The organism is Sinorhizobium chiapasense, from assembly GCF_045277575.1.
In the GTDB taxonomy this organism is placed as follows: domain Bacteria; phylum Pseudomonadota; class Alphaproteobacteria; order Rhizobiales; family Rhizobiaceae; genus Ensifer; species Ensifer chiapasense_A.
This window is the reverse complement of sequence record NZ_CP144206.1, coordinates 1,036,607-1,061,917: the sequence shown is the minus strand read 5'-3', so window position 1 is coordinate 1,061,917 and position 25,311 is coordinate 1,036,607. Positions and strand designations below refer to the sequence as shown.

Here is a 25,311-nt window from a genome sequence, read left to right as displayed (position 1 = left end):
GGCCTTGCACGCCTATCCGTAGTTCTACGGAGTTTTCGTCCCATCGAGCCAGATGCGGGTCATCTCCGCCTGCGACGTGCTGCCGAGCTTGGCACCGATCGCCGCCCGATGGCTTTCGACCGTGCGCGGCGAAAGACCGAGACCTTCGGCAATCTGGCGGGTGGTGAATCCCGCAGCGATACGGTCGAGAACTTCGCGCTCACGCTGGGTGAGCGCCGCCAGTAAAGCGAGCGTTTCCGCCTTCTCCGCATGCGCGCGCATCGTGCGCTCCAGCAGTTCGTGGCCCTTGTGGATCGCGTCGATCAAGTCCTGCTCGTCCACGGGCTTCGAGAGAAAATCGATAGCACCGTTGCGAAAGGCGCGTCGGCAGGCTTCGATATCGCCGTGCCCGGAGATAACGATCGTCGGCCAGTCTATCCCATGGTCCGCCAGCTTTTCCTGCAGCTTCAGGCCGGAGATGGCGGGCATGCGGATATCGAGCACCAGGCAACCGGGGTCGAGGCGAGAAACCTGCGCGAGAAAGGCTTGCGGATCGGAAAAGCCCGTGACCTTGATGCCGACGGTCGACAGCAGCAGGCTGAGCGCACGACGCACCGCGTCGTCGTCATCAACGAGATAGACGGGGAGGGTCATCGCATCGGCTCCTCGGTTCGGGGGCGGCGGGGCAGAGTTACTCTGAAGATGGCGCCGTGCTCGCTCTCAACCAGGGCAATCTCGCCGCCGGCCCGTTCCACCAATCGCTGGCTCAGCGCCAGGCCAAGCCCGGTGCCACCGGTCCGGGTCGTTACGAACGGCGTGAACAGCCGCGGCCGAAGTGTTCCCGGGACTCCGGGCCCGTTGTCGGCGACCTCGAAGACCACCGAGGTGTCATTCTCGCTCAAGGTAACGATTACACGCCCTGCGTCGCCTGCCTTTGTGGCCAATGCCTCAAGTGCGTTACGGACCAGATTGAATGCGACTTGCTCGATCTCGACCGGGTCGGCAACGACCGAAACCGGCGTTCCCGGAACCTGAAAATCGAGCTGAATTCCGCGCGATCTCGCATCCGGCTGAAGCAACGCTTCAACATTTGCAAGCGCGTTGCGGAGATCGAAAGCAGCAACCGGCGCTGCATGGGGTTGCGACCAGTTGCGGAACCTTTCCAGTATGGCGGATGCCCGGCGCGCCTGGTTCACCGTATCCTCAAGCACCGGAGCAAGTGCTGCGTCCTGCCCTTGACTAAGCAGCCGGCGTCCGGCCTGAGCCTGCGCCAGGATCGCGGTCAGGGGCTGGGTCAATTCATGCGCCATGCCGCTCGCCATTTCTCCGAGCGCGTTGACACGTGAGGCGTGCGTCAGGCGCGATTCCAGGGCACTAAGCGTTGCCAGCCGTTCGGCGACGCGCGTGCGGGCACGCTGGCGCAACGCCGCCAAACCCGCGAGATAGGCGAGACTGACCCCAAGAAGTGTCAGGCCGGTCTGCACGGGCGGGAACATATCCGCAAGCCCTATTTCCATGCCCGTTTCCAACAGCAACGGCTGCGATGCACTGCTAAGTGCCTTTGAGAACCGGATTGCCTCCGGCAGGGCGGTCGGCTGGAGCAGGCGGTGTCCGTCCGGCAGCGACAGGCGCACCGCGACACCCGGGCGAGACCAAAACGGCCCGCCGTCGCCGAGCAATTTTGCGGCATCTATCCCGAGCATCAAACCATAGCGCGCCTCATCGGTATTCGGGCTGCGCTTGATCATGATGTAGTGGTCAGGGCGTTGCGGATGGGGCAGGAGAGTGATGCTCCCGTCCGATGCTCTTGCTGTCGCACGGATAAGCTCTGCTGCTCCGACGTCGAGTGGAGCGGTTCCGACGGTCTCCGCGTTGGGATCCAGCGGAACGAGCTGAACCTCGTCGATTCGAGGATAGAAGCGCGCAATCGTGCGCGATACTTCCAGAAACAGGTCGTGCCTCCGCCCCTCGGAGGCGACAGCTACGGCCGACAGCGCCGTCAGGTGCGCATCGTGCTGATCGACACGCTGTGAGGCCAGGCTGTGGAGGAGCGTGCTCTCTTCCTCAAGCTCGGCCACCAGCACCTGCCGCTCCCAGCCCGCAAGCATGCCTCCGCCGAGAAGCAGAAGGAGGCACCAAAGGACGATCAGAGTGAGGGGACGTTCGAAGGTCGAACGATTGCCGTGCATCATCGGTTCAGCAGTCTTGTCGTTATGCCTTCAGCAAAGAGTGATGGTGGTCGCAGGCGAGCTGCGATCGGTGCTCGCCTGGATCATCTCGCCGTTGGAATTCGCCCTGTCAATCCGTCGAGCCGCAAGCGCCGGCCGAGATGGCGTAACAGCGGGGCTGCGCCGATTGTGAACGCATGTGGTGGCGGTTGCCATTCAAGCCAAAACCGTCGGCCCTCCGCGCCGCGCCTCCGCCTTCCTTCGCCGCTCTTGCGGACGTGCTGAAAGAAACCCTGCATCAGTTTATGGGTGCTCGCTGATCGAGATGCGTCCCGTCAGGCTGGCAAGTCTTCGCCGTAGCTTACGAGACAGTTCGGACCCCAGAGCGCGGGAATGATTGGCGGGCCGCGCTCTGGGGTCACTAGCGTCAAAGGTGCGGTTAACGCTCAACTAGTAATGGCGCCGCCGTTCAGATTCGACAATGCCGTTAGGACCTTTGCCGGAGCACACCGGACTTAAGTCGGAGTTTTCCTTGTCACCCATGGCTATGGGAACCAATTGCGACCGGGGCGATTGGATGCTGGCCCGGAACGGGCATCATCAGAAGCCGAGAGAGTTTTGGAGGATATGATGGATTGGGATCGCGTCGAAGGTAACTGGAAACAGGTGAAGGGCAAAATCAAGGAACAATGGGGCCGTCTCACGGATGACGACCTGGATGAAATCGCCGGGGCGCGCGATCAACTCGAAGGCAAAATTCAGGAGCGCTATGGGATCGAGAAGGATCGCGTGCGCCGGGATATTGATGATTGGTATTCGCGACAGACGTGGATCTGGTAGTCTGGAGACCACGGGTAAACTGTCTTAGCTATCATTAGGGACGCCGGTCGCGGGCAGCCAACGCTCATGACGATGCGGCCGGCCCCGCCAGCGTTCACGTCCCCGACCTTCATGAACGAACCGTCACGATCCAGCCGACGTGGCATGGAAGACCGCCAGTTGGTCGGCAAAGGCGCGCTTGTATGCGGGCCGCGCTTCGCCACGAGCAACATAGGCGGAAAGGTTTGGAAATTCGTCCAGCAAGCCCGATCCCTTCAATCTGAGCAGCACCGAAACCATCTGCAGATCACCGACGCTGAATTGCCCGTCGAGCCAATCGGCATCACCAAGCCGGTTGGAAAGCTCGCCCAGACGCGTGCGGATGCGCTCCTCGACGGCCGACAATCGCTGCTCGTACCAGCTCTCGCCGCGTTCGAGCAGCCTGGTAACCTCGCGATCGACGATCGGCGGTTCCATCGTGTTGAGTGCGGCAAACATCCATGTGATTGCGCGCGCCCTGGCATCGGCATCGTCTGGCAGCAGGCCCTCGTGATGCTCTGCGATGTGGAACACGATCGCGCCGGATTCGAACAGGGCGAGTTCGCCGTCCTCATAGGTCGGGATCTGCCCGAAGGGGTGAAGCGCAAGATGCGCCGGTTCTTTCATCGCCTTGAATGAGAGCAGGCGAACCTCGTAGGGCTGACCAACTTCTTCGAGCGCCCAGCGAACGCGCATGTCACGCGCCAAACCCCTGCCGCGGTCGGGCGACCGTTCAAAGGCGGTAATCGTGATAGGCATCGTCATTCTCCCTGGCTTGTCTGTCTTGAAGACGACTGGTGGAACGAGAGTCCGACACTCGGTGCGAAAAATCATTCTCTCAACGGACGCGTTTGTCACCACTGACAGGCGGCACCATCCCCAATCCGGAAGCGAGGAAGTCCTTGCCGTAGCTGGTTCACGCCACCAGACAGGATGGTCACTTTTCACATAGCCGCCGCCCGCCATAATAGGGCTGGTAGGTGCAGTCCGACGGCCGGAAGGAACGGTAGCTGCGGGAGCAGGCCGTGATATTGCAGGACTGTGGCGCGGCCTGGCCTTCGACAAGCGCGCCTGCCGCCGGCGCTGCCATCGCTTCCCGCATGAAATCTCGCCAAATATGCGCTGGCAAGGCGCCGCCCGTAACCCCTTTCATCGGCGTGTCGTCGTCATTGCCAACCCATACGCCGGCAACAAGCGGCTCGGTGAAGCCGACGAACCAGGCGTCGCGATTGTTTTGGCTGGTGCCGGTCTTGCCGGCCGCGAACGCGCCGGGATCGGCATCACGTCCAGTTCCGCGCTCGACCACCAACTGCAGAAGGCCGAGAAGATCCGGCTGATAGCCCGAAAGATCTGTGGCCGGCGCGGCTGGCGCGCCAACCCGGAACGCCTTCGGCTGTCCGGCTGCCTGAAAATCCATGATACCCCAGGGTTTGACTGGGGCCTTGCCGAGATGGACGGACGCATAGGCGCTCGTCAGGTCAAGCAAGCTGACCTCCGATGTGCCGAGCGCCAGGGAAGGAGTGTTGGCAAGCGGTGTGTTGATTCCGAGTTCACGCGCGGCGGCGATCACATTGTCGAGCCCGACCTCCTGGGCCAGCGCCACCGCCGGGGCATTCAGCGACCGGGCGAAAGCTTCGGCAAGCGTCACCCAGCCGCGATAGCGGCCACTGGAATTGTCCGGCGACCAGCCATTGATGTCGATCGGCGCGTCCAGGATCTGATCAGACAAGGTGAACCCGGCCTTCAGCGCTGCATAGTAGACGAACAGCTTGAAGGTGGACCCCGGTTGCCTCATCGCGGTAACCGCACGATTGAACTGGCTTTGCCTGTAGTCGCGACCACCGACCATGGCGACGACCGCGCCGTCGGGCGTCATCGCAACCAACGCCGCCTGGGATGCCCCAACAGCTTTTCCTTCCGTGTCCAAGGCGTTTGCCAGGACCTTTTCTGCGATCCGTTGCAGTTGTGGGGACAGTGTCGTGCGCACTGTGGTCGAACCCGGCGATGCGCCGGCGATTTCGCTCGCCTGCGGCGAGATCCAGTCTGCGAACCAGCTTCCCGAACGTGGCGTCGGCACCGTCGGATGGATCGTCGCGAAGCTCGCCTTGACTTGTGCAGCCTCGGGCGCGGTGATCTTGCCATTGGCCACCATCGTGTCGAGGACGACGGAGGTGCGTTGCCGGGCGCCTTCGAAATTGTCAATCGGATTCCATTGGCTGGGCGCCCGCAGCAACCCCGCAAGCATCGCGGATTCCGCCAGGTCGAGCGCGCCAATGTCCTTGTTGAAATAGATCCGCGCGGCTGCAGGCATGCCGGTTGCGCCGGCGCCGAGATAGGCGCTGTTGAGGTAGCGCGTCAGAATTTCCTGTTTGCCGAGCTTCCACTCCAGCCAAAGAGCGATCACGAACTCCTGTATCTTCCGTTTTATCGTTCGGTCGCTGTCGAGATATTGCAGCTTGATGAGCTGCTGGGTGATGGTGCTGCCGCCCTCTACCACCGAACCCGCCTCGAAATTCCGCACGAGCGCCCGTCCGATCCCTCTGAGATCGATGCCGAAATGATCCATGAACCGGCGGTCTTCAATTGACAGGACCGCATCGATCAACCGTGGGGGGAATTCACCGTACTGAGCATAAGGTCCTTGATAGGGGCCCTGTCTCACTAACGGTCCTCCGTCCGCCGTTTCCAGCACCACGATGGGTTTCAAGGTACCGTCCCTGATCTCACTCCAGGGAACATCCTTCAACGCCCACACAAGCACGCTTGCCGGAAGAAGAAGACCGGCAAGGAGGGCCATCGCTATGGCGACCTTCCACCGGCTTGACCTGGCGGAGGTGCCGCCGCGGTCTTGGGAGGGCCTTTTCCGCAGCGCGCGAACCCGGCTCCCGACCTTGGCCAGGGCAGCAAAGAACCACCCAGGGGACTCGTCGATCGTTGACGCGGCCTCGTCTCCATTCGAAGGTCGGAATTTCCTTTTCAGGTGGGAAACCGCACGCTTGGCCCTTGCGCGGGCCAAGGTCGAAGTTGCCTGCAAATCATGGCCGAGCGCATGGAGAAGATGCTGGGCCGCCTGACTGCTTTGGCTGAACAATCGGCGGGGCGGTGGCGGTTCTGAGGATTGGCTGGCAGCTTCTGATGGGCCTGAAGCTGATATCTGCGGTTCGCGATGCGCGACGGCCGCTTCCGAGGCCTCCGGGCGATCGATCCCCGCGCTTGAGCTATTGAGATTCTGGGGGGAGATTTCGGGAGGGCGTGGCATCGGTTACCGCTAAAAGAATTTCTCAGAGTCTAGCGCAGCCTTGTGGCCTGACAATGTTCACGATGCGTTGTGAAATAGGCCGGCATGCGGCGATTGCGACGGCTGAGATTACCTTCCTCGCCAGTTGCGCGACCCCACGGCGTACCCGCGAGAGACGCCTATCGTTCGGGTACGGCTAACGGCAGTCGCGCGCCGTCAGCGCTTAGGACTGGTCTGGGAACAGGACCGCTTAGCGCCGGTATATAGGCGATGAGGAACAGCCCCCATGCCAGCATCCAGCATGCCGCCGCGGTGACGATGAGATCGAAATAGGCGCCACCGATCCGGCCGGCCAGAATGCGTACCGTCGTCGCGACACAGATAAGGGCGAAGGCCCACGCCATCGTCCGGCTGAGCAAGAGCATACCTTCGTCCCGCGCCATGGCGGCTCGCATCATGACAGCCGCCATCATTGTTCCCATTGCCCCCATGGTCGCCGAATGCAGCGCGGCCGCAAGTGGGAGCTGGTCCGGAAACATGTTTGCGAACCCGGTGAGCAGGAGAGCCGCCGGCGTCCAGGCAAACGCCAGGTTCAGGATGAACAGCGCCGGGTAGCGATGGGTTTTGAGGCATTGCCAGCCGCTCATCTGCAACACCAGCGCCAAACCGGACAGTACGAGGGCAATGCCCTCTGCGTGCGTTTGCTTGGCAGCACTGAACCAGGCCGCGGAAATTACGCCGCCGATCGCCAGGTAGGAAAGTTTGGGCCGATTGCGAATGCGATGTCCGACATCGGATCGAGCGATCCAGGAATGCGTGAAGGCGGGCACGGCGCGACCGCCGATCAGGATGATCAAAACGAGGAAAACCCGCGGCACTGAGTCTGCGACGAGATAGCTCGCCTCTCCGTCAAGCCACAGCAGGTTGAGCAGGCCGATCAGCACCATGGCGAACGGCGCCCAGATGCGGCGTCCCGCTCTGCTCGACGCAATCCCGTGAGCGAGAACGGCCGCGACAAACAAAAAGTAGGCGGATGCTCCGAACACGCCGACGGCGGCCGGCAGGTGCTGAGAAAAGGCCGTCGTCAGGCGGGCCACGCACCACAGAACAGTCGCGAATATGGTGACACCGGGGGAGACCGGCCCCTTCTTCGTCCAGGCGGGCAGGGCGGTCAACAAGTAGCCGCCTGCCGCCGCCCCGGCCATGCCGAAAAGGAGCTCCTCGCGATGCCAGGCAACCTTGTCCAGCTGAACGCCTTCCGGCAGAAACCAGACCGCAGGTGCGACAAGCGCCCATAGGCCTGCCAGAAAGAACAGGGGCCGGTGCGGAGCCTGCCACATCGCTGTCCACGCCCTTGGCGCCGTGATCATCAAACCGTCTGGAGGTCGGCCTCGAAGCGGGGAAACAGCACGGCATTTTCGAGATGCATGTGGGTGACGAGGTCGTCGGTGAGCTTGCGCAATCCGGTATAGAGCGCCGTCCACGAACCGCAGGCGCCTTCCGGCAGCGAAAGACCGTGGGTGACATGCTCGATCGTTCGCAGATGCTCCACTTCGTCATCATGCTCGCGGCGCATCTGTGCGATCGGATAGGAAATCGTCGTGCTATCGCCACGCTGCATCATCGGGAACAGGACGAGTTCTTCCTTCATCATGTGGCTCTCGAGCTCGTCCCGGAGCGCTTCCAGGGCCTGGGAAAGCCCGACCGGCGCAGACGGATGGCCGCCGTGTACCCGTTCCACTTTCTGGGCGAGCGGGATCAACCATGCAAGCTCCGCACGGTGCGCCTCGTGGTATCTGTGGAGGAGATGAGCGATAAGGTCGGCGGTCTCCTCCGGTGCATCTCGACTTGCCGCCCGCTCAAGCGTTTCCAGCTCTGAAAGCAGCGCCGAAGGGGCAAGTCCGGCCTTGAGTGCGGCTTCCGAAAGCAACATCTTGCCGCCGCAACAGAAGCTGATGCCGCAACGGCGGAACAGTTCCGCGGCCCCCGGCAATTCGGCAGCGATCGTTGCGACTGTGCTTTCGAGGTTGAGAACGGTCATCGTCTGTTCCTTGTTGGACGTTTGCAGACGAATTCCCGGCGCTTGGTCGAACCGGATGCATCGAACCGTCTGGGATTGCTGGCAACGTGTATCGGCCCTTCCGGCACCGGCGACTACCGGGTCGCCGTGGGGGCGCAGAGATCGCCTTGATTAGGCGAGAGAGGGATCTTCGTCTTTGTGCCTGCGCAAACAGTCAGGATCAGGTGTGCTCCTCGGCGTTGTCGATAGGAACAGGAAGACGTGGCACCCATCCGCTAGGTCGGAAAGCCACCATCCCACCTCGATTTCGGGGCTGCGCCGATGCGGCGCCAAGCTGGCGGTGCTTAACGGAGAGTAAATGTCACGCTCAGGTCACGCGACAAGAAGGCGAGGTCACGATAAGTTGCTGGGTCATTTCAAACCCTGCAATGCCGCTTATAGCGCCTTCGGTTCCTTTGGTATGGCCAGCGCCGGCGCGGCATCCCGTACGGAGTGGAATATCATGCGCCGCTATCTGTTCAATATCTATGCAGCAGGCGTCGTCAGCCGCGACGAAGTTGGCCGGAAATACCCGTCAGACGGACCCGCAGTTGCCTATGGTCAAAGACTTGTCGATGAATTGACCAAGGACGACGAGTATCACGACGCCGTCATCGACGTGATCACGGCGTCGGGGCGCCTGGTTGCGCGACTGATATCGAGGGAAACGCCGTTGATACATCATGTGAGGCAACCAACACGACAGGCTTCGCTGCACTGAACCCTTGCTGCTTTCGGCAATCTCGGGACGATCCGGTGTTCAACGGCAAAAGTTAAGCAGCCTGTTCGCGGCCTGAATTATGATCGAACAACGTCCGCGCTGCCGCCGCCAGCAGATCCGTTTGCGAAATCAGTCCCAGCACATGATGGTCCTCATCGACTATGATGACGGCGTGAATTGCTCCGCTGGTCAGCGCCGGGAGCAAGCTCATCGCCCGGTCGTCTTGGCGCGCGACGACAGGCGTCGCAACGTTGCTACCGACGGTGGCGCCGGGCTCGGTCAGTTCCCTTAGGCCTACCGTGCCGACAAGCCTCTCATTCCCATCCTTCACCGGGATCGCCCGGATATTGTGTTTGAGAAGCAACGAGCGCGCAGCCTCGCTGCTGTCGTCCTGATGGACGCAGATGACGTCGCGCGACATGATATCCCGGCACAGAATGTGCGGTGTTGCCCGAATTGCCGCCTGCAATTCCACCTGGCGCAGCACCCGATCAAGGTCCTCCCGGCTGATGTCAAACGTTTCATCCAACGCTTCCAGCGCGGCATCGACGTCTGCACCGGTAAATCCGACCCGGCGGCTGGCCGGTGGGTCAATGGTCGCGTGCGTGTTTGCCGGAGGGGCGACGACATGCGGGTAGTTACGCCTCGCCAGCTTGTGAAACAGGATCCCGAGGGCGACCAGGAGACACGAATTGAGCGCGACGGGCACCAACGGGAACAGGAGGCCCCAATTCGACACGACAGGCCCGCCAAGCACTGCTGTCAATGCGGCAGCGCCGCCGGGCGGATGCAGGCAGCGGGTGAAGGACATTACCGCAATCGCGACCGCCACGGCGATACCGGTTGCGATCAGCGGATCCGGCACGAACATCGCCGACAGGACACCGACGAAGGCAGAGATCGTGTTGCCGCCGACAATCGACCAGGGCTGGGCAAGCGGGCTCGCGGGAACCGCAAACAGCAGAACCGCGGATGCGCCCATGGGTGCAACGATCAACGGGAGGCTGGCACCGCCGCCGAAGATGCTGCCGCTGATCATGCCTGTCAGAAGGATACCAACCAGCGCTCCGAGACACGCAATCAGGCGCTCCCTCAACGTCGCACCCGCCAGGATCGGCGCGAAGAGGCGGCGGCCCGGCGGCTGCTGGGATGCGGGGTTGGGCGAATTGGTCATGCAGTCACCTGTGATTGGCCGTGCGTAGGTTCTATTTTTCAGTGGACGCCAGCGTCGTCGAGCAATTCGCGGCGTAGGATTTCGATCGCAGGGGAGCAGGCCCCCTTGCGATAGACGAGCAGTGTCTGAATTTCTCGCAAAGAATGGGTTTGAGCGTCGCCGGGCCAGTCCATGAGCTCGAATACGGAGCGTGGTACTACACCGATCGCGTCACCCGCCGCAACGCTCGCCAGCATCGCGTGGTAGGAGGAAACCTCCTTGGTCGCGATCGTCGCGGAGGGACGCGCCCACTGTTCCGCAATGCGGCGGTACGTGCATCCCGGTTCCAACGCGGCCAGCCAATTGACACGCACGTCGAGGGCGGTCTTGATTGGCGGATGGGAGCCGGGCAAGACGATCAATACGTCTTCGCGATAGATCGGATCGCCGTCGAGTTCATCCAGCAGATCAGGTCGCGAGATGGCGATATCGCCTGGCAGACGCGCGATCAGGGCGCAGTCGATTTCTTCGGCAAGCACGGCGCGGGTCAGTTCCTCCGTTGACCCCATCGTGAGCCTCAGCGCCAAATTCGGGTGCGTCCGGGTGATCGACTGCAGAATCGGCGGCAAGCGGCTCGCGGCGGTGCTCTCCATGCTGCCCAGCCGCAAGACGTCCGGCATCGACGACGGTTTGAGGGCGTTGCGCGCTTCGTCACCAAGCGCGACTAATCGGGAGGCATAGGAACGAAAAAGACGCCCCTCGCGCGTCAGCGTCATCTTCTTGCCGTCGCGATTGAACAGGTTGACGCCCAGTTCCTCCTCGAGTGCGCGAATACGATTGGTCACGTTGGATGGCGCGCGGCCGATCTCCGTGGCGGCGCGCGTTACGCTGGTGCGTTCGGCCACCAGTAGGAAAATCTCGAGAGTCGTGAAGTCCATTTTTATCTGCGAAGGGAATGAAGCTGCTTTATTGTTCTCGAACGGGAAACGATAATCAAGGTGATCGCGTGAAACTGCGTTCGAAACATTCCCGGAAACGGAGAAAGGCAATCGACCATGAGCATGCCTGAAGAGGACGATATTCCGCCGCGCTTTTCGTCGCCGCCGTGCCTGATGCATGAGGTAGATCCGGCCTATATGGGCCTCGGTCTTCCGGGGACCATCTCGACTGCCGAATGGCGCGAGCAGGAGCGAAAAAGGCTGATACCCGCACGGCAGGGCATTCCCACCAGAGAACGGTCCACAAAGACAGATGCCATTGTCACCGCGCTCGACAAGCTTCTGCCCGACATTCGTGGCGAAACGGTTTCTTTGTATTGGCCGTTCCGCGGCGAACCGGATCTACGCGGCTGGATGAAAACGCTCATTGCGCGAGGAGCAGATTGCGCACTTCCGGTGGTGCTCGCCAAGGCGACACCCCTCGGTTTTCGGTCCTGGCGCGCCGGGGAGGAACTCGAGAGAGGCGTTTGGGGAATCCCAATTCCGGCAAAGGGCCGGGATGTTCAACCGACCATCGTCATCGCACCGGTCGTCGGTTTCGATGAGAGCGGCTATCGCTTGGGCTACGGCGGCGGCTATTACGACCGCACGCTCGCGGTCCTTCGACCGAAGCCGTTCGTGATCGGCGTTGGGTTCGAGCAGCAAAGGATGGAGAGCATAAGACCGCAGTGGCACGACATCGCGATGGATGCCATCGTGACCGAAGAGCGAGCACCCTCACCACCCCTTGGCTAAGGGTTCAATGGTGCGAGTTCGCCAACTGCAGATAGAAGCCGAGCGACAGGACGGCTATGGCGAGAGCAACCGTCCGGGAGGCGAACCGTGCGGCGAGCCACGAAAGCCCTATGCCAGTAACGACCGCCATCACGCCCAATGACGGCCCCTGATGACTGAAGGCCAGCCCCAAGGCGGTCAATCCGGCTGACATTGCAAGCGTCGCCCGCACCGCATCGCCGTGCGACTGCGGGCCACTGTCATATCGCACGAAACTGAGTTCCGTCAGACTGAAAGCCATCGAAACACTCAGCAACAACGACAGCAACAACCCACTCCACATCATCCGACAATCCCTTGGTTGGATGTTTCAGATGGTGTGAAGCAAGAGTTGGGCCATCTGAAACGCTGCAGTATTTTCCGCGTTTGCGCGCTCGAATTACGGGAGAAACAAGCGGGCGCCAGGCAATTGCCCGTTCCTTGTGCAAAATCACGTGATGGCGAAAGCCTGGGCAAGATCTGCTTTCAGGTCACGCTCGCTTTCGAGGCCCACAGACATGCGAAGCAACCCATCGCCGATGCCCGCGGCACGACGTGCGTCAGCGCCCATCGATGCGTGTGTCATCGTCGCAGGGTGGGCGATAAGGCTCTCGACCCCGCCGAGCGACTCCGCCAGGGTGATCAGCCTGATGTTGGACACGAAGCGCCGCACCGCCTCCAGGCCGCCCTGGAGTTCGAAGCTCAGCATGGCACCGAAGCCCAATTGTTGCTTGCGAGCCAACCCGTGCCCCGAATGGGAGGAAAGACCCGGATAGTGAACTGCGCGGACCTGCGGCTGTCCTTCCAGAAACTCTGCGAGCGCCATCGCGGTGATCTGTTGCCGTTCGATGCGCGCGAACAAGCTGCGAATGCCCCGCAGCGTGAGATAGGAATCGAAAGGCGAACCGGTCACCCCTGTCAGATTTGCCCAGTCTCGCAACGGTTCGACGTCGGCCGCCTTGGCTGCAACCACGACGCCGCCGACCACATCGGAGTGGCCGTTCAGGTATTTGGTAGTGGAATGGACGACGAAGTCGGCGCCATGCGCCATCGGGCGCTGTAGGGCCGGTGACAGAAACGTGTTGTCGACCGCAACCTTGGCACCCGCGGAGTGGGCGATGTCGGTAATCGCCCCGATGTCGGTTACCCGCATCAGCGGATTGCTCGGCGTCTCTATCAGTACCAGCGCGACAGTTGGGGAGCACGCTGCCGCCACGGACGCATGATCGGACTGATCGACAAACTGCACGTCGAAATGACCCTTGGCCTGCCTCGAGGCCAGCAGACGGTAGACGCCGCCGTAGCAATCATGGGGAGCGACGACCCTTTGTCCCGGGTTCAACTGGTCGAGAAGCAGGTTGACGGCCGCCATTCCCGACGACGTCACGACCGCGCCGGCTCCGTCCTCAAGCAAGGCGAGCGTTTCCGACAACAGGCTCCGCGTCGGATTGGACGTGCGGGAATACTCGAATGCCCCCGGTTTCTCCAATCCCGGAAATGCATAGTTGCTCGACAGGTAGATCGGCGGCGTCACGGCGCCGAACGCGCTGTCGGTTGCGATGCCATGGACCGCTGCGATCGTGCACTCGTCCCTTGAGCCGATATCCATCTGTGTCTCCCTGATCTGACGTCGTCGCAAACAGAAACATCCGGAATCATTCCGAATATGAAAATGATAGATCGATATCATTCTCACAATCCGTGAACGTCAAGCGATAAGCATATAAGCAAATGGCAGAATGCATCGCCGCTGATCGGCGATTGACAACCGCCTAACGCAAGCCGGCGGGTCCGATGCTGAAAGGAATTCCATTGCCGCGGTGGAGGTGGTGTTTTCGTGATTTGGTTGTAGGCTTGGTGGTAGCTTCCAGAGGCAACCGGGAGGGTGTCATGAGTGACCATGTCTACAAGAAAGTAGAACTTGTCGGCAGTTCGAAGTCTTCCGTCACCGAGGCGATCGGAACGGCGATCGCGCGGGCTTCGAAAACCATGAGAAATCTCGAATGGTTCGAGGTCGAACAGATCCGGGGCCACATCAAGGATGGCGAAGTGGCGCACTACCAGGTGGTCATGAAGGTCGGGTTCCGGATTGACGACTGACGCGCGGCGGGGGCGATCTCCGGCTCTTTCGCCACACCATCGACCCTATGAAGCGAATAGTTATTGGCGCTTGCGTGAAGCGAGATCTTTCTCGGATTCCCCAAGCGTCGGCGCAGGGCGACGAAACAGCAGGCGTTCGCTGCACAAGCCGGGCGCAGCGGATGGATGATAATGGCTGAACGACGATATGGCGAGGCGCCGCCGAAGACAGATATCACGATTGCCGGCGCCGACTGGTATGGCCGGCAGATCGATCGCGAGCGTCATCAGAACACCTTGTTCGTCGATCTCGACCTGACCGAAGCCCAGACCGTTGGCGTCGTCTTTCACGAATGCACCTTTCGGCGCGCGCGTTTCAATGCCTCGTCGCATCAGGCGGGTGCCTTCGTGAATTGCACCTTCGTGTCCTGCAAATTCTTCGACAGCCGTTTCACCGAGTGCAAGTTCGTCGGCAGCATGTTCGACGCCTGCGACTTCGACCAGATACAGGTCGCTGGCGGCGATTGGTCGTTTGTCGGCTTGCCCGGCGCCGCTCTCGGCCGCGCATCTTTCAAGGAAACTCGCTTGCGGGAAGCAGACCTTACCGGCGCCTCCTGCAAGGGCGGTTCGCTAAGAGACGTCGACCTCTCCGGTGCCTGGCTGCACGGCGTAGACTTCACTGCCTGTGACCTCAGGGGCACCGACCTCAGTGCAATCGAACCGGAAAGCGCCCGACTCAAGGACGCGATCATCACGATCGATCAGACTATCACTATCGCCGAGGCGCTGGGCCTCGACGTACGGCGGAAATGAATCGTCCCAAAAGTGGATACACTGACGGGCTTCCAGGACGACCGAGAAAAATCAGCGGCGCCCCGTCGACATTGCCTGCCCTTGAACGGGCGTTGCAGGCAGCTAATCATGCGCCAAAATTTTAGAGCCCGCGCCGATGATCACTGATAGCCACTTCCTCAGAACCGATTACCGCACCTTGTTTCGACTGCGTCCCGACGGGAGAATAGAGCGCGAGAACGACCCGGACGGAAGCGAAGGACCCCGGTTCTGGTTCGCAGGCTGCCCGGAGGGCAATGTCTTTGGACTTCGTGCCGATCTGCCGGATGACTTGGCGGCAAGGCTTGAAGATCTCGCTTTCGCGGAACCGCGACTCGTACACCCGGCGACACCGCAGCATCTTGACCGCTACCTGTCATTGCTCGGTGGCGATGGCGCCGCTGCCTACTATCTTGGTCTGATCTACGAACTTCCGCACGCACATCCCTATCCGGGTGGGATTCGTCTCATAACCAGCGACACCAGTGACGGTCATGCTCTTGTGCGGTCCTGGGCAGGGGCAGGCATGCCTGCTGGACTGGTTGAGCTGGGCTTCCGGACTCTGGCCGACCTATGGGCGCCCTGGTGTGTCGCGGTCATTGACGGCGAGGTCGCATCCATCGCCCTCGCTGCACGGCTCGCCGACGACGGTGCCGAATTGGGCGTTGTAACCGTGAAAACTTTTAGAGGGCAGGGCCTCGCTGCGGCCGTGACTGCGGGCTGGTCGCGAATTCCTGCGCTTCGCTCGCGCACGCTCTTTTACAGTACAACCTTCGACAATGCCTCGTCACAACGCGTCGCAGCCCGCCTCGACCTCCCGCTCCGTGGGACAAGCCTACGGATACCGTAAAGAGGACTGGCCGCACGCGAAGGCCGGCACCCCGCACAAGCACGAACGATCGCAACTCACCAGGCCACTCTGGATGTTGGTGTCCTGCGCCTATCGAGGTTTGGGGCGCAACCCGAAGATCAGATCACTCCGCGGTAAGACCGTCAAAAATCTCAAGCATGGCATCGCTGATGGCTTGGCCGAGCGCAGCCGCCGTTTCGGCCAGCATCTCCTCGTTCATGTCGCGAGCCGCCATCGCAAAGGCCGCGCCCTCGGCCGTGACGATTTCCTGGGCACGCTGAATTGCCCAGAGCGCAAAGTCACTGCGGCCATTGATCTCGACGGTTTCCATAAATCCTCCTGATTGGTTCGAGCGTGACGCTTATAGCCGATTTAACGGGAGCCGCACGCTCAGAATGAATTTGAAACCCGCTGCCCGCCATTCTGATGCATTCCCGTCGAACCATACTTTCGAGCGCCGAGTGTCCGTGGCTGCGCAGTCGCCCAGCCGACCGACATGTTGCTCCAAGCCAGGGCTGTGCCTTTGGTTCCGCCTAACCCAAATTGAGTAGTTCGCCACCCGTTTGATTCGTTGCCTTTGACGGCTGCCGCTGTCACGTTGATAGCCCGTGAGTGGCCACCGGATGGGCGGTATCCCCCGTAATGCTCGCCGGATTCATTGCCGGTCACTCATAGTATTGCTTGTAGGAATATTTCGAGCCTGTCGTGAACTACGGGACGGAGGAGGAGCCGCCCCGTCTTCACGCCGCTACGCGCTACTTCGCGGACAAAGGTAGGGTGCGTTGTCGGGCCGCGAGGATTACTTTCCAATCGCCTGTGGGATGTACACGACAACCTGATCGGTACCGTCCGAGAAGGCACCCCCGACGGCGAGATAGGCGGTTATGGCTAATGCTGAAAGAAGCATGATGCCGACCGGCAGCCCGGTTGATGCCCTTTGTTCTGGCCAACGCTCCCTGTCGTACATCATCCGATCCTTTCGTGGCGCTTCACCACCGGGCGATGGCGCCCGGTGAAATTAGGAACGCCGAAAGACGGGGAGGGTTCCAAGCCTGCTGCAACCGAACGCACGCATCGACCTCGTCTATAGCGCCGCGCCGCTTATCAGACGCACAAAGGTCGCCAACCGCGACTGCATGCCGAGAGTGATGCGAATCGACGGCGCCTGCGACCGCTTCGGACAGCGTTGCCGTGCGCGATCCCGGTCGATAGGCTGGCAACCTGTGTCGAATCGGTCTCGTTTGGCCAGGAGCGTTTCAGGGCCTGTTCATGCACCGCGGGAGGCGCCGGCAATTGCTGTCGGCGAGCCGGATATCCCGTTTTGGAGCATTTTTCTTGGAAAGCCTGCGCACTGCATAAAGTTGTAGCTACTATGGAAATGGAATATCCATAGTCTCGCGCTAGACCGATCGACATTGGTGAATCGGGAGCGGCGCATGCGAAGAGAAGTACAGTTCAACGGGCAAAGGGACTGGCGAATCGCGCGATATGTCATCGGCGGCATTGTTGGCTTCGCCGTACTCGCGCAGGTTTTGGTCTATCTGAGCCTGGTCGCTCTCGTCGATCGGCCCTATGCCGCCGCCATGGTGGGAGCCGCGTTGATCTCGCTGCTGATGGGCGTGCCGCTGATCGTGCTCGCAGCAACACAGTTTCGCCGGGCCCAGCGCCTGCGCAACCAGATCAACCACGTTGTCGCCCACGATGCCACCACGGGCTGCGTCACCGGCCGCGGGCTGGTGCAGCAGGTCAACGGTCTCGAGCGCCGCCGGCAACGCGCCGGCGAAGAGCTTCACGGCGCGCTCATCCACCTCAGAATCAACAACCTCGATGACGTCGGTGCCGCTTTCGGTCCGGCCTGGAGCGAGGAACTGCTCCAATTCGTCGCCTCCACCATCAGCACCTCGGTGCGGCGCGATGACATCGTCGCTCGAACCGGCCCGGCAAGCTTTGACGTGCTTCTGATCGGCGCGACCGAATCAGAAGCCGAACAGGTTTCCATGCGCCTGACAAAGGCGTTGGCTTCGGCGCACTTCTCAGCCGACGGCAGCAAAGTCGATCTGGCGCTGAGCGTCGGCGGCGCATTGTTCGACGGCAGCGTCGATCTCGAACGGTTGCGCCGTGCGGCGGCATCCGAGACGGTGATGGTTGCCGCCGAAGGAACCCAAAGTGTCGATTTCGTCCGGCTGCCTTCGGCCTGATATACTTGATTCCGCCGCGTGTGCGCGGAAAGAGATTTGCTCTTCGCTCGCAGTGGATGAGGTTGCAGGAATGAGTTCGCGCTAACGTTGAGCTGGCGGTGACGTTGCAGTTGACCGAGGCGGCTGATGACCTTGACCATCTGCGCGTGGTTTATTTTATTTCAATGGGTTAACGGTTTCTCTTGCTGCCGCGCGGATGTTCCATTTTTGCAACATAGCCGTGCGAAAGCTCGCGACGCTCGGGAACCACCCCAAAATTGGTGGCCGCGTTATATTACCTCTGTATTATCTATCGATAAATTTCGGCAGTTGTAACGCACGCTCGGATTAGCCAGCATGACGTACTGATTGCGAGGGGGATAATATTGAACGTCGGGAAAACTTTTAAGAGCGGACTTTTTTCCATGCTGCTCACGTCCACCGTGTTTGCGGGTGGCGCGGCCGAAGCTATGACGTTGAAGGAAGCGCTTCAGATCGCGATGGAATCGAACCCGGAAATCGGGCAGTCGGTCGAAAACCGCGAGGCAATCGAGTTCGAGCTGCGGCAGGCACGCGGTCTCTATCTACCGAGCGTCGACGTCGAAGCCTCGACCGGCGTTCAACATCTCGAGGACGAGGGCCGTCGCCTTGGTTCAATCGAGAACGATCCGCTCTATCCGTCCGACGTCGGGCTCACCATTACACAGAAACTCTTCGATGGTGGTGGTCGTCGCGCCGAGCTGGAGCGTCAGGCAGCGCGCGTTGACAGTGCCTCCTTCCGCGTCCTCGAACGCTCCGAGACGATCGGTCTGCAGATCGTCCGCGAATATTTCGAATATATCCTCCAGCAGCAGATCGTTGCCGAAGCGCGCAAGAACGTCAGCGTGCACCAGTCGATCCTGTCGGATATCAGCTCGCTGATTTCAGGGGGCGCCCTGACCGACGCAGATCGCCAGCAGGCCAGTGAGCGCCTGTTGTCGGCGAAGGCCCGCCTGCAGGAAGCTGAAGAAGCGCTCGAAACCGTAAAGATCAGCTTCAACCGCCTGGTTGGCCAACCGCTCACGAAGCCGTCCATGCCGAAGTCGGTTGCTGGCGCCCTCCCGAAGACGCTGGAGACAGCAATCGGTATTGCCCGCGGCAACAACCCGCGCATCAAGGCCGCCGATTCCGACATCAGCGTTGCGGATTCGCAGGTCAAAGCCGCGCGCTCGAACATGCTTCCGGAAGTCTTCGCCGAAGGGCGCGTACGCACGGGCAACGATATCGATGGCTCGACCGGCAATACCTGGGACGCTCAGGCACGCATCGTTGCGAAGTGGAACCTTTATCGCGGCGGTATCGATATCGCCAACGAGCAGGAGCAGATGCGCCGCGCCAGCGAACAGCGGCTGGTCTTCCACCAGGCGCATCGCGAGGTCGAGGAAGCCGTTCGCATTTCCTGGGAACGCCGCAACAGCCAGTATGAAATCGCACGCACTCTGAATGCTCAGGCTCAGATGAACGTACAGCTCGTCGAGTCCTATCGCGAACAGCTCAAGGTCGGACAGCGCTCGTTGCTCGACGTGCTTGGCGCCCAGAACTCGCGTTTCAACGTCAGCGTGCTCGCAAAGACCGCGCAGTACGCCGCCCTGTTTGCCGAGTACCGCCTGCTTGCGGCCACCGGCCAGCTCTTGTCGACGATGCAGATCAAGGCGCCGGCCCAGGCCGAAGCCTATGCTCGCAACGAGTTCAATGTCCCGGAGACGCCGGCTACGGAGACCTATCGCCGTGTTCCGTCGCGCCAGACGAACGACTTGCCGCTCGATTTGTTGGCGCCGATTCGACAGAAATGATAGTCCTCGTCAGGGCGGACACAATCGGTGGTAGTGCAAGGCATTGACAGGCATGTCCAGATTGGCCCGTCTGTGACTGGGTTTTCCGAGGCGTTCAAGGAGATCTGTATCTTCTTGAATCGTCCTTCGTCGGACAGCGTGCTTTATTCGGATGTTCCTTTCGACGCACGGTTGCCGAGCGCCGAGGACATCTCACGTATTGCAGAGCGCGTCGGCCTGGAAACGGAGCTCGTGTCCGGGCGCGCGATCGGCAATCGTGATTTCGTGTACCCTCTGCTGCTCGTCTTTCGCGACGGCAGTGCCATGGCGCTTTTGGAAGAGGCGCCTGACGGTACCTTGAGCCTTTCGAACAGAGCCGCCGCTCCGGGCGAAGTGGCGATGAAGCTGTCCGAGCTGCAGCTCGGAAGTCTCGCCTATGCGGTATCCTTCTCGGCCACTTATCTCAATACGGCGACGGGCCGTGGCGTTGGCGAGCCCCGCAACATCGACCGCCGGCATTGGCTGACGGCCACGGTCAAGCCTTTCTGGCAGGCCTATGTGCAGGTGGCGATTGCGGCCTTCTTCATCAACGTGCTGGCGCTTGCCGCGCCGCTCTTCACCATGAACGTTTACGATCGGATCCTCCCGAACAAGGCGATCGCGACACTTTGGGTGCTGGCGCTCGGCATCAGCACGGCCATCCTGTTCGACTTCCTGCTGAAGACGGTTCGCGCGGCGCTGATCGACTTTGCCGGGCGGAAGGCCGATCTGAAGCTCTCCTACATGCTGTTCGAGAAGATCCTGCATGCAACGATGGCCTCGCGGCCGCCTTCTACCGGCGAATACGCCAACAGGGCGATGCAGTATGAATTCGTTCGCGAATTCTTCACGTCGAATACGCTGAGCACGCTGATCGACAGCCTCTTCGTCTTCGTTTTCATCGCGGCCGTCTATGCGGTCGCGGGCTGGATCGCGCTCGTGCCGGCGGTCGCTTTCCTCTTGAGCCTCGTGATCGGCTATGTCGCGCAGTACAAGATCGGCAACCGTGTCGCTGCGGCGTCGAACGAATCTGCCCAGCGTCAGGCGCTGCTGGTCGAGACGATCAGCGCCATCGAGACAGTGAAGACGCTGCATTCGGAAAAGCAGCTTTTGCGCCGCTGGAACGAACTGGCCAAGCATTCTTCGAACACAGCCGAGCAGATCAAGGAAATCTCCTCCTGGGCCTCGCACGCCACACAGTTCGTGCAGCAATTGGTGACCGTCTGCATTGTCGTTGCCGGCGCCTACCAGTTTACCGAGGGCAAGATCTCCTCCGGCGCGATTATTGCGGCCAGCATGCTGGCCGGCCGCGCCGTCGCGCCGCTCGGACAGATCGCGATGACGCTGGCCCGGTTGCGTCAGGCGATTTTGTCGCTGCGCATCCTGAACGCGGTGATGGAACAGCCGGAGGACCGGCCCGACACGATCGGGTTCGTCAACCGCGAGATCCGCAACGGCAGCATCACTTTCACCAATCTCGATTTCGCCTATCCGGGGACCGACTACAAAGTGGTCAGCGGCATGAACGTCACGATAAGAGCGGGCGAACGCGTTGGCATCATCGGCCGCATCGGTTCGGGCAAGACCACGATCGGCCGACTACTCGCCGGTCTCTACGCGCCCAGCGCCGGTCGTATCCTGCTCGATGGCGTCGATATCCGGCAGTTGCATCCCTCCGTGGTCCGCTCGGCGGTTTCCTTCGTGTCGCAGAACTCCGACCTGTTCTCGGGCACCATCAAGGAAAACCTACTGATGGCGAACCCGATCGCCAGCGATGAAGAGGTGGTAGCGGCAGCACGGCTCGCTGGCGTCGACGATTTCGTCTCCCATCATCCGCGCGGCTATGACATGCCGGTAGGCGAGCGCGGTTCCCAACTTTCCGGCGGGCAGCGCCAGGCGGTCGCCATCGCCCGGCTGTTGTTGCGCAAGCCGAAGGTCGTGTTCCTCGACGAACCATCCGGGGCAATGGACCTCGCGAGCGAGCGCGAGTTGATCAACAAACTCTCCAACGTTTTCAGCAGCGATGTCACCCTTTTGATATCCACGCACCGCCACAGCATGCTGAGCCTCGTCGATCGCCTGCTTGTCCTCGACCGCGGGCGACTGGTTGCCGATGGTCCCAAGGCTGCGGTTATCGAACAGCTGCAGAGGCGGTCCGGTCCTGCCGGACCGGTGGAGGGGGCCGGGCTATGATCGATGCTCTCGGCATGACGGTGAAAGAATATCGGTCCGCAAGTGGCGGGAGGGCGGCAGCATGACTGAGAAACCGCCGCTTGCCGCACGTGCGGGCCTGCTTGTCATCGGCCTGCTGATCAGCTGTTTTGTCGCCTGGGCGGCGATAGCCGAGGTTGACGAAATTGCTCGCGGCGAAGGCAAGGTCATTCCCGTTTCGAAGACGCAGATCATCCAGTCGAGTGAGCCCGGAATTGTGCGCGAGATCGCCGTGCAGCCCGGCCAGGTCGTTCGCCGCGGCGATCTGATCCTGCGGCTCGACGATACGGCCAGTGGCTCCTCGCTAGGCGAGCTCGAGGCCAAGGCACGGTCACTGCGGGCGCAAGTCGCGCGCCTGGAGCTCGAGGAGACCGGGGCTTACGACGCAAAATACAATTGCCCTGAGGACATCGCCAAGGTCGCGCCGGCGATCTGCGCCAACGAAGAACAGCTACTTCAGGCGAAAGCTGGCAACTTCAACAACAAGCTGTCGGTCATGCAGGCCCGGGAAGGCCAGCGCCAGAAGGAACTGGCGGAAGCGGAGGCCAACATCACCCGGCTCACCGAGAGCCTGCAGGTCACCGAGCGGGAGCAGGGGCTGCTCGAGCCGATGGCCAAGCGCAAGCTCGTCGCGCAGACGGAACTGTTGCGGGTCGAAAAGGAACTGACCGACACCCGCGGGCAGCTTGCCCTCTGGAAGGAGTCGGTCGGCAAGCTGGAGGCGGCGCTCAAGGAGGCGAGCCTCCAAGTGACTGAGCTCTCGCTGCAACTCAAGCAGGAAGCCCTGGCGGAAAAGACGGAGGCGCTCTCGCAGCTTTCGGTGATCGAGGAGACGATCCGCGGGGCGAGCAGCCGGGTCGCCAATACCGACATTCGTTCGCCTGTTGATGGCATCATCAACACGCTGGATGTCAACACGGTCGGTGCCTATGTGACGCCGGGCGCAGTGATCGGCGGCGTCGTCCCGACGTCGGAGACGCTGCTCGTCGAGGCGAGGCTTTCACCGCGGGATGTCGCCTTCGTGCGCGCAGGCCAACCTGCATTGATCAAGATTTCGGCCTATGACTTCTCAATCTATGGGGGGCTCGGCGGGATCGTCGAAACCGTCAGCGCTGACAGCCTCGTCGACCAGAACAATGGCGAGACTTACTACCTCGTGCGCGTCAAAACCGACACAGCCGCGCTCGTGAAGGACGGGCGCGAATATGCGATCATGCCCGGCATGATCGCATCGGTCGATATCATGACGGGCAAGAAGACCATCCTTGCCTATCTCATGAAGCCGATCAACAAGGCGCGTGAGGAAGCCCTGCGGGAGCGCTGATGAATGAACGAAACGCAGCCTCCACCGTCCGATGAGGACCTGAGCGCGCTGCGGTTTCGCGTCGTCACCGTCGGCGGTCAGCGCCGCGGGATCAAGCTCGAGGAGATCTACTGGCAGTGCCTTGGCGAGCTTGCGGAGCGGCAGGGACGTCGGCTCGCCGATATCGTTGCGGCCTGTGAAAGAGAGCTCGAAGGCGAGGGGAACCTGACGGCGCGGCTGCGTTATGTCGCGACCCGCTACCTGCGTGATGAACTGAGGACGGCCAAGGATCGCAGCAATCTCGCGGTCGTGGCAGGACAGGTCCGCGCCAGCCCGTCACCAGCCTTCGCGCTCACCGGGAACAAGCATATCATTGCCTACAACCCCGCATTCCTCTCCTTCGTCCAGTCCCGTGTCCTGCGGTCGCAGCAACCGCAACCGGCGCGCGGCCTGAGGCTCTCTTTCGACGTTCAGTTCGTCGATCTCGTCCGTCGCTTGAAGACGGCGCCCGGAGAGCCTCAACCGGCCGGCTTTACCATCGGGGTTCAGGGGCAGGTCACGCGCGGCAAGCTCAACGCCGCGCTGGCGCCGCTCGCCGATCAGGACGTGATCATCGGCTTCATCCTGGCGTGAGGGCGAGGGGGTAGCCGTCAGGACTCGGTGAAAGTGTCGACGTTGGAGACGATGTTCAGCGAACCGCAATGCCTTCGCCGGGCATCACGTCCGCGAGGGGCGCCGCAGACGCGACCTTGTCTCCTGTGGTCTTGATGCCGTGGATCCAGGAGCGATCGGCACTGACTGAAAAGAGTGGCTGATAGCTCGGAAGCGCACGGTCGAGCTTCACCTCGTCGCTCAGATTGTCGAGGATGAAGTGGCCCTGGCTCGTCGTGATCGCGAGCACCGCGTGATAGAGGTTGCGTCGGACATCGCGAAGAACCACGATCGACATAGCCTCCGACGGCAAGCCGGCTGCCTTCAGGGCAGCCATCTTCAGGATGGCATAGTCTTCGCAGTCACCCTTGCCGCGGGCAAGAATTTCGTCCGGTGTCGCCCAATAGTCCTTGGAGCCGTAGTTCTCAGCGTCCGGCTGGTAGCGTACGATCCGGTTCACCGTGCGGTTGATGCCGTTGATCTTCTGGCGGAATGCGAGACCGTTGGCGTTTTCGATCGCCTTGCCGAGGATGCCGCGGGCGGCACACCCGCTCTCCTGTGCGCAGTGGCTGAAATCCGCAGCCACGACTGCCGGATAGACGGTCTTCCATTTGCGCGCCACCGGGATTGACGAGACACGGAAGGCAACCGAATGGAACACGGCGGAGGGTTTGGATGCCGCCGGTGCCTGGCCGCCTAGGCTCGTGCGAGCAGTGACCGCCGCTTTCTGCACGTGCTGGCTCTTCAGCGTCTCGGCAGCCTGCTTCGACCAGACGTTGATCGTCTCCGTGGCGACGGCGGCCAGCGGGCTTGCCATGCTCAGCATCTGCTGGAAGAGGCCGGGGTGGAGCATGCCGGGTTGGCCCGCCTGAACGGACGATGTCGCAGATAGCGACACCAGGCCGATCGCGAACACTGAAGTCTTCAGGTATTTTCCGCAGCGCTTCCAGCTCTTCTTGTTCATCGCCGTGTCTCTCGGTTTCATGAGGACACTGTACGAATGAAAAGAAAAACGCCGGTAAAGCCGTATGTATTATTTAGTGTGTTTCGAAGTAATACGTTTTATATAAAATTTTATTCAAATTCTATACTTGTGTATTCTTTTGATGCGGATACGACCCGACTTCGCCGCTGCACCAAAATCACCATCGATGGCGGCATGTCGCAGCAGTTGCCGATCGCGACCGCTTGTTTTGAGCGGGCACCCATATGGGTCCCTCTGCGACAAGCCTGCACAGCGAACCAACGGAAGAAATCTGGTGTTTTGGAGCACGATTTCGGCGCACGTTATCGAGTCGCCGTCCGCCCGTGCGGAGGATGGTTACGAGCCGATGACCAGAAATACTAAATTTGTACTAACGTAACCAATTTTGGGTATTGGCATAAGATATTATGCTGTTTTTCGCGAATCTCGGCCGGACCGATTGCGATC

Annotated in this window: 25 protein-coding genes; 12 read left to right on the top strand and 13 right to left on the bottom strand. The window is 61.2% G+C overall.

Annotation, left to right across the window (positions count from 1 at the left end; genetic code table 11):
* Positions 1 to 24: 24 nt before the first annotated feature.
* Together QM996_RS23745 and QM996_RS23740 are read right to left on the bottom strand one after the other, a co-directional pair.
* A complete protein-coding gene (locus QM996_RS23745) occupies positions 25 to 633 on the bottom strand; it encodes a response regulator transcription factor (protein ID WP_334198476.1) in 609 nt (202 codons plus the stop codon).
* Positions 630 to 2,171: a sensor histidine kinase gene (locus QM996_RS23740; protein ID WP_500270491.1), complete on the bottom strand. Its 1,542-nt coding sequence runs from the start codon at positions 2,169 to 2,171 to the stop codon at positions 630 to 632. The genes QM996_RS23745 and QM996_RS23740 overlap by 4 nt, the downstream gene beginning before the upstream one ends.
* 606 nt (positions 2,172 to 2,777) lie before the next feature.
* Between QM996_RS23740 and QM996_RS23735 the strand changes: the two genes are divergently transcribed.
* Entirely contained in the window at positions 2,778 to 2,987 is a 210-nt protein-coding gene (locus QM996_RS23735; RefSeq protein ID WP_334198474.1) for a CsbD family protein, read from the top strand.
* Between the two features lie 123 nt (positions 2,988 to 3,110).
* Here the strand turns inward: QM996_RS23735 and QM996_RS23730 are convergent, their stop codons facing one another.
* The 4 genes from QM996_RS23730 to ric all read right to left on the bottom strand — a co-directional run bounded on the left by QM996_RS23730 (position 3,111) and on the right by ric (position 8,284).
* Entirely contained in the window at positions 3,111 to 3,764 is a 654-nt protein-coding gene (locus tag QM996_RS23730) for a glutathione S-transferase family protein (RefSeq protein ID WP_334198473.1), read from the bottom strand.
* A gap of 178 nt (positions 3,765 to 3,942) precedes the next feature.
* Positions 3,943 to 6,264, bottom strand: coding sequence for a PBP1A family penicillin-binding protein (locus QM996_RS23725; RefSeq protein WP_334198472.1), 2,322 nt, complete (start codon positions 6,262 to 6,264; stop codon positions 3,943 to 3,945).
* Positions 6,265 to 6,422: 158 nt separating this feature from the next.
* Positions 6,423 to 7,583, bottom strand: a complete 1,161-nt coding sequence (locus tag QM996_RS23720; RefSeq protein ID WP_334198471.1) for an NnrS family protein — start codon at positions 7,581 to 7,583, stop codon at positions 6,423 to 6,425.
* Positions 7,584 to 7,612: 29 nt separating this feature from the next.
* The gene (gene ric, locus QM996_RS23715; protein ID WP_334198470.1) at positions 7,613 to 8,284 is read right to left on the bottom strand and encodes an iron-sulfur cluster repair di-iron protein; all 672 of its coding nucleotides are present in this window, start codon (positions 8,282 to 8,284) and stop codon (positions 7,613 to 7,615) included.
* A gap of 481 nt (positions 8,285 to 8,765) precedes the next feature.
* Here ric and QM996_RS23710 point away from each other — a divergent pair, with 481 nt between their 5' ends.
* Positions 8,766 to 9,023 (top strand): DUF6894 family protein, encoded by a 258-nt coding sequence (locus tag QM996_RS23710; RefSeq protein WP_334198469.1) that lies wholly within the window; start codon positions 8,766 to 8,768, stop codon positions 9,021 to 9,023.
* A gap of 52 nt (positions 9,024 to 9,075) precedes the next feature.
* Here the strand turns inward: QM996_RS23710 and QM996_RS23705 are convergent, their stop codons facing one another.
* Both QM996_RS23705 and QM996_RS23700 read right to left on the bottom strand, forming a co-directional pair.
* Entirely contained in the window at positions 9,076 to 10,197 is a 1,122-nt protein-coding gene (locus QM996_RS23705; protein ID WP_334198468.1) for an HPP family protein, read from the bottom strand.
* A gap of 38 nt (positions 10,198 to 10,235) precedes the next feature.
* Positions 10,236 to 11,225: a LysR family transcriptional regulator gene (locus tag QM996_RS23700; RefSeq protein ID WP_500270490.1), complete on the bottom strand. Its 990-nt coding sequence runs from the start codon at positions 11,223 to 11,225 to the stop codon at positions 10,236 to 10,238.
* 6 nt (positions 11,226 to 11,231) lie between these two features.
* Here QM996_RS23700 and QM996_RS23695 point away from each other — a divergent pair, with 6 nt between their 5' ends.
* A complete protein-coding gene (locus QM996_RS23695; protein WP_500270489.1) occupies positions 11,232 to 11,909 on the top strand; it encodes a 5-formyltetrahydrofolate cyclo-ligase in 678 nt (225 codons plus the stop codon).
* Positions 11,910 to 11,913: 4 nt separating this feature from the next.
* On the opposite strand, the gene QM996_RS23690 is transcribed toward QM996_RS23695, so the two are convergent.
* Positions 11,914 to 12,216, bottom strand: a complete 303-nt coding sequence (locus QM996_RS23690; protein WP_500270488.1) for a hypothetical protein — start codon at positions 12,214 to 12,216, stop codon at positions 11,914 to 11,916.
* A gap of 162 nt (positions 12,217 to 12,378) precedes the next feature.
* A complete protein-coding gene (gene metB, locus QM996_RS23685; RefSeq protein WP_334198464.1) occupies positions 12,379 to 13,536 on the bottom strand; it encodes a cystathionine gamma-synthase in 1,158 nt (385 codons plus the stop codon).
* A gap of 281 nt (positions 13,537 to 13,817) precedes the next feature.
* Here metB and QM996_RS23680 point away from each other — a divergent pair, with 281 nt between their 5' ends.
* The 3 genes from QM996_RS23680 (at position 13,818) to QM996_RS23670 (ending at position 15,687) form a co-directional block, all read left to right on the top strand.
* The gene (locus tag QM996_RS23680; protein WP_334198463.1) at positions 13,818 to 14,027 is read left to right on the top strand and encodes a dodecin; all 210 of its coding nucleotides are present in this window, start codon (positions 13,818 to 13,820) and stop codon (positions 14,025 to 14,027) included.
* 171 nt (positions 14,028 to 14,198) lie between these two features.
* Complete coding sequence (locus QM996_RS23675) at positions 14,199 to 14,819, top strand: pentapeptide repeat-containing protein (protein ID WP_334198462.1); 621 nt, start codon at positions 14,199 to 14,201, stop codon at positions 14,817 to 14,819.
* A gap of 136 nt (positions 14,820 to 14,955) precedes the next feature.
* On the top strand, positions 14,956 to 15,687 hold the full coding sequence (locus tag QM996_RS23670) for a GNAT family N-acetyltransferase (RefSeq protein ID WP_334198461.1): 732 nt from the start codon (positions 14,956 to 14,958) through the stop codon (positions 15,685 to 15,687).
* A 124-nt stretch (positions 15,688 to 15,811) separates the two neighbouring features.
* Here the strand turns inward: QM996_RS23670 and QM996_RS23665 are convergent, their stop codons facing one another.
* On the bottom strand, positions 15,812 to 16,018 hold the full coding sequence (locus QM996_RS23665) for a hypothetical protein (protein ID WP_334198460.1): 207 nt from the start codon (positions 16,016 to 16,018) through the stop codon (positions 15,812 to 15,814).
* 468 nt (positions 16,019 to 16,486) lie between these two features.
* Entirely contained in the window at positions 16,487 to 16,657 is a 171-nt protein-coding gene (locus tag QM996_RS23660; protein WP_500270487.1) for a hypothetical protein, read from the bottom strand.
* Between the two features lie 466 nt (positions 16,658 to 17,123).
* On the opposite strand from QM996_RS23660, the gene QM996_RS23655 reads away from it, so the two are divergent.
* The 5 genes from QM996_RS23655 to QM996_RS23635 all read left to right on the top strand — a co-directional run bounded on the left by QM996_RS23655 (position 17,124) and on the right by QM996_RS23635 (position 23,861).
* Positions 17,124 to 17,885, top strand: coding sequence for a GGDEF domain-containing protein (locus QM996_RS23655; protein ID WP_334198458.1), 762 nt, complete (start codon positions 17,124 to 17,126; stop codon positions 17,883 to 17,885).
* Between the two features lie 404 nt (positions 17,886 to 18,289).
* Positions 18,290 to 19,696 (top strand): TolC family outer membrane protein, encoded by a 1,407-nt coding sequence (locus tag QM996_RS23650; RefSeq protein WP_334198457.1) that lies wholly within the window; start codon positions 18,290 to 18,292, stop codon positions 19,694 to 19,696.
* Between the two features lie 114 nt (positions 19,697 to 19,810).
* Positions 19,811 to 21,907: a type I secretion system permease/ATPase gene (locus tag QM996_RS23645; protein ID WP_334198456.1), complete on the top strand. Its 2,097-nt coding sequence runs from the start codon at positions 19,811 to 19,813 to the stop codon at positions 21,905 to 21,907.
* A 61-nt stretch (positions 21,908 to 21,968) separates the two neighbouring features.
* Positions 21,969 to 23,249, top strand: coding sequence for an HlyD family type I secretion periplasmic adaptor subunit (locus tag QM996_RS23640; protein ID WP_334198455.1), 1,281 nt, complete (start codon positions 21,969 to 21,971; stop codon positions 23,247 to 23,249).
* A 3-nt stretch (positions 23,250 to 23,252) separates the two neighbouring features.
* A complete protein-coding gene (locus tag QM996_RS23635; protein WP_334198454.1) occupies positions 23,253 to 23,861 on the top strand; it encodes a ribbon-helix-helix domain-containing protein in 609 nt (202 codons plus the stop codon).
* Between the two features lie 55 nt (positions 23,862 to 23,916).
* On the opposite strand, the gene QM996_RS23630 is transcribed toward QM996_RS23635, so the two are convergent.
* Complete coding sequence (locus QM996_RS23630) at positions 23,917 to 24,843, bottom strand: transglutaminase-like cysteine peptidase (RefSeq protein ID WP_334198453.1); 927 nt, start codon at positions 24,841 to 24,843, stop codon at positions 23,917 to 23,919.
* Positions 24,844 to 24,879: 36 nt separating this feature from the next.
* Here QM996_RS23630 and QM996_RS23625 point away from each other — a divergent pair, with 36 nt between their 5' ends.
* The gene (locus tag QM996_RS23625) at positions 24,880 to 25,227 is read left to right on the top strand and encodes a hypothetical protein (RefSeq protein WP_334198452.1); all 348 of its coding nucleotides are present in this window, start codon (positions 24,880 to 24,882) and stop codon (positions 25,225 to 25,227) included.
* Positions 25,228 to 25,311: the final 84 nt, after the last annotated feature.

Excerpts from the sequence above, each read along its gene's own strand:
- QM996_RS23745 (WP_334198476.1), bottom strand. The coding sequence starts at position 633 with ATGACCCTCCCCGTCTATCTCGTTGATGACGACGACGCGGTGCGTCGT.
- QM996_RS23740 (WP_500270491.1), bottom strand. The coding sequence starts at position 2,171 with ATGATGCACGGCAATCGTTCGACCTTCGAACGTCCCCTCACTCTGATC.
- QM996_RS23735 (WP_334198474.1), top strand. The coding sequence starts at position 2,778 with ATGGATTGGGATCGCGTCGAAGGTAACTGGAAACAGGTGAAGGGCAAA.
- QM996_RS23730 (WP_334198473.1), bottom strand. The coding sequence starts at position 3,764 with ATGCCTATCACGATTACCGCCTTTGAACGGTCGCCCGACCGCGGCAGG.
- QM996_RS23725 (WP_334198472.1), bottom strand. The coding sequence starts at position 6,264 with ATGCCACGCCCTCCCGAAATCTCCCCCCAGAATCTCAATAGCTCAAGC.
- QM996_RS23720 (WP_334198471.1), bottom strand. The coding sequence starts at position 7,583 with ATGTGGCAGGCTCCGCACCGGCCCCTGTTCTTTCTGGCAGGCCTATGG.
- ric (WP_334198470.1), bottom strand. The coding sequence starts at position 8,284 with ATGACCGTTCTCAACCTCGAAAGCACAGTCGCAACGATCGCTGCCGAA.
- QM996_RS23710 (WP_334198469.1), top strand. The coding sequence starts at position 8,766 with ATGCGCCGCTATCTGTTCAATATCTATGCAGCAGGCGTCGTCAGCCGC.
- QM996_RS23705 (WP_334198468.1), bottom strand. The coding sequence starts at position 10,197 with ATGACCAATTCGCCCAACCCCGCATCCCAGCAGCCGCCGGGCCGCCGC.
- QM996_RS23695 (WP_500270489.1), top strand. The coding sequence starts at position 11,232 with ATGAGCATGCCTGAAGAGGACGATATTCCGCCGCGCTTTTCGTCGCCG.
- metB (WP_334198464.1), bottom strand. The coding sequence starts at position 13,536 with ATGGATATCGGCTCAAGGGACGAGTGCACGATCGCAGCGGTCCATGGC.
- QM996_RS23680 (WP_334198463.1), top strand. The coding sequence starts at position 13,818 with ATGAGTGACCATGTCTACAAGAAAGTAGAACTTGTCGGCAGTTCGAAG.
- QM996_RS23675 (WP_334198462.1), top strand. The coding sequence starts at position 14,199 with ATGGCTGAACGACGATATGGCGAGGCGCCGCCGAAGACAGATATCACG.
- QM996_RS23670 (WP_334198461.1), top strand. The coding sequence starts at position 14,956 with ATGATCACTGATAGCCACTTCCTCAGAACCGATTACCGCACCTTGTTT.
- QM996_RS23665 (WP_334198460.1), bottom strand. The coding sequence starts at position 16,018 with ATGGAAACCGTCGAGATCAATGGCCGCAGTGACTTTGCGCTCTGGGCA.
- QM996_RS23660 (WP_500270487.1), bottom strand. The coding sequence starts at position 16,657 with ATGATGTACGACAGGGAGCGTTGGCCAGAACAAAGGGCATCAACCGGG.
- QM996_RS23655 (WP_334198458.1), top strand. The coding sequence starts at position 17,124 with ATGCGAAGAGAAGTACAGTTCAACGGGCAAAGGGACTGGCGAATCGCG.
- QM996_RS23650 (WP_334198457.1), top strand. The coding sequence starts at position 18,290 with ATGCTGCTCACGTCCACCGTGTTTGCGGGTGGCGCGGCCGAAGCTATG.
- QM996_RS23640 (WP_334198455.1), top strand. The coding sequence starts at position 21,969 with ATGACTGAGAAACCGCCGCTTGCCGCACGTGCGGGCCTGCTTGTCATC.
- QM996_RS23635 (WP_334198454.1), top strand. The coding sequence starts at position 23,253 with ATGAACGAAACGCAGCCTCCACCGTCCGATGAGGACCTGAGCGCGCTG.
- QM996_RS23630 (WP_334198453.1), bottom strand. The coding sequence starts at position 24,843 with ATGAACAAGAAGAGCTGGAAGCGCTGCGGAAAATACCTGAAGACTTCA.
- QM996_RS23625 (WP_334198452.1), top strand. The coding sequence starts at position 24,880 with ATGAAAAGAAAAACGCCGGTAAAGCCGTATGTATTATTTAGTGTGTTT.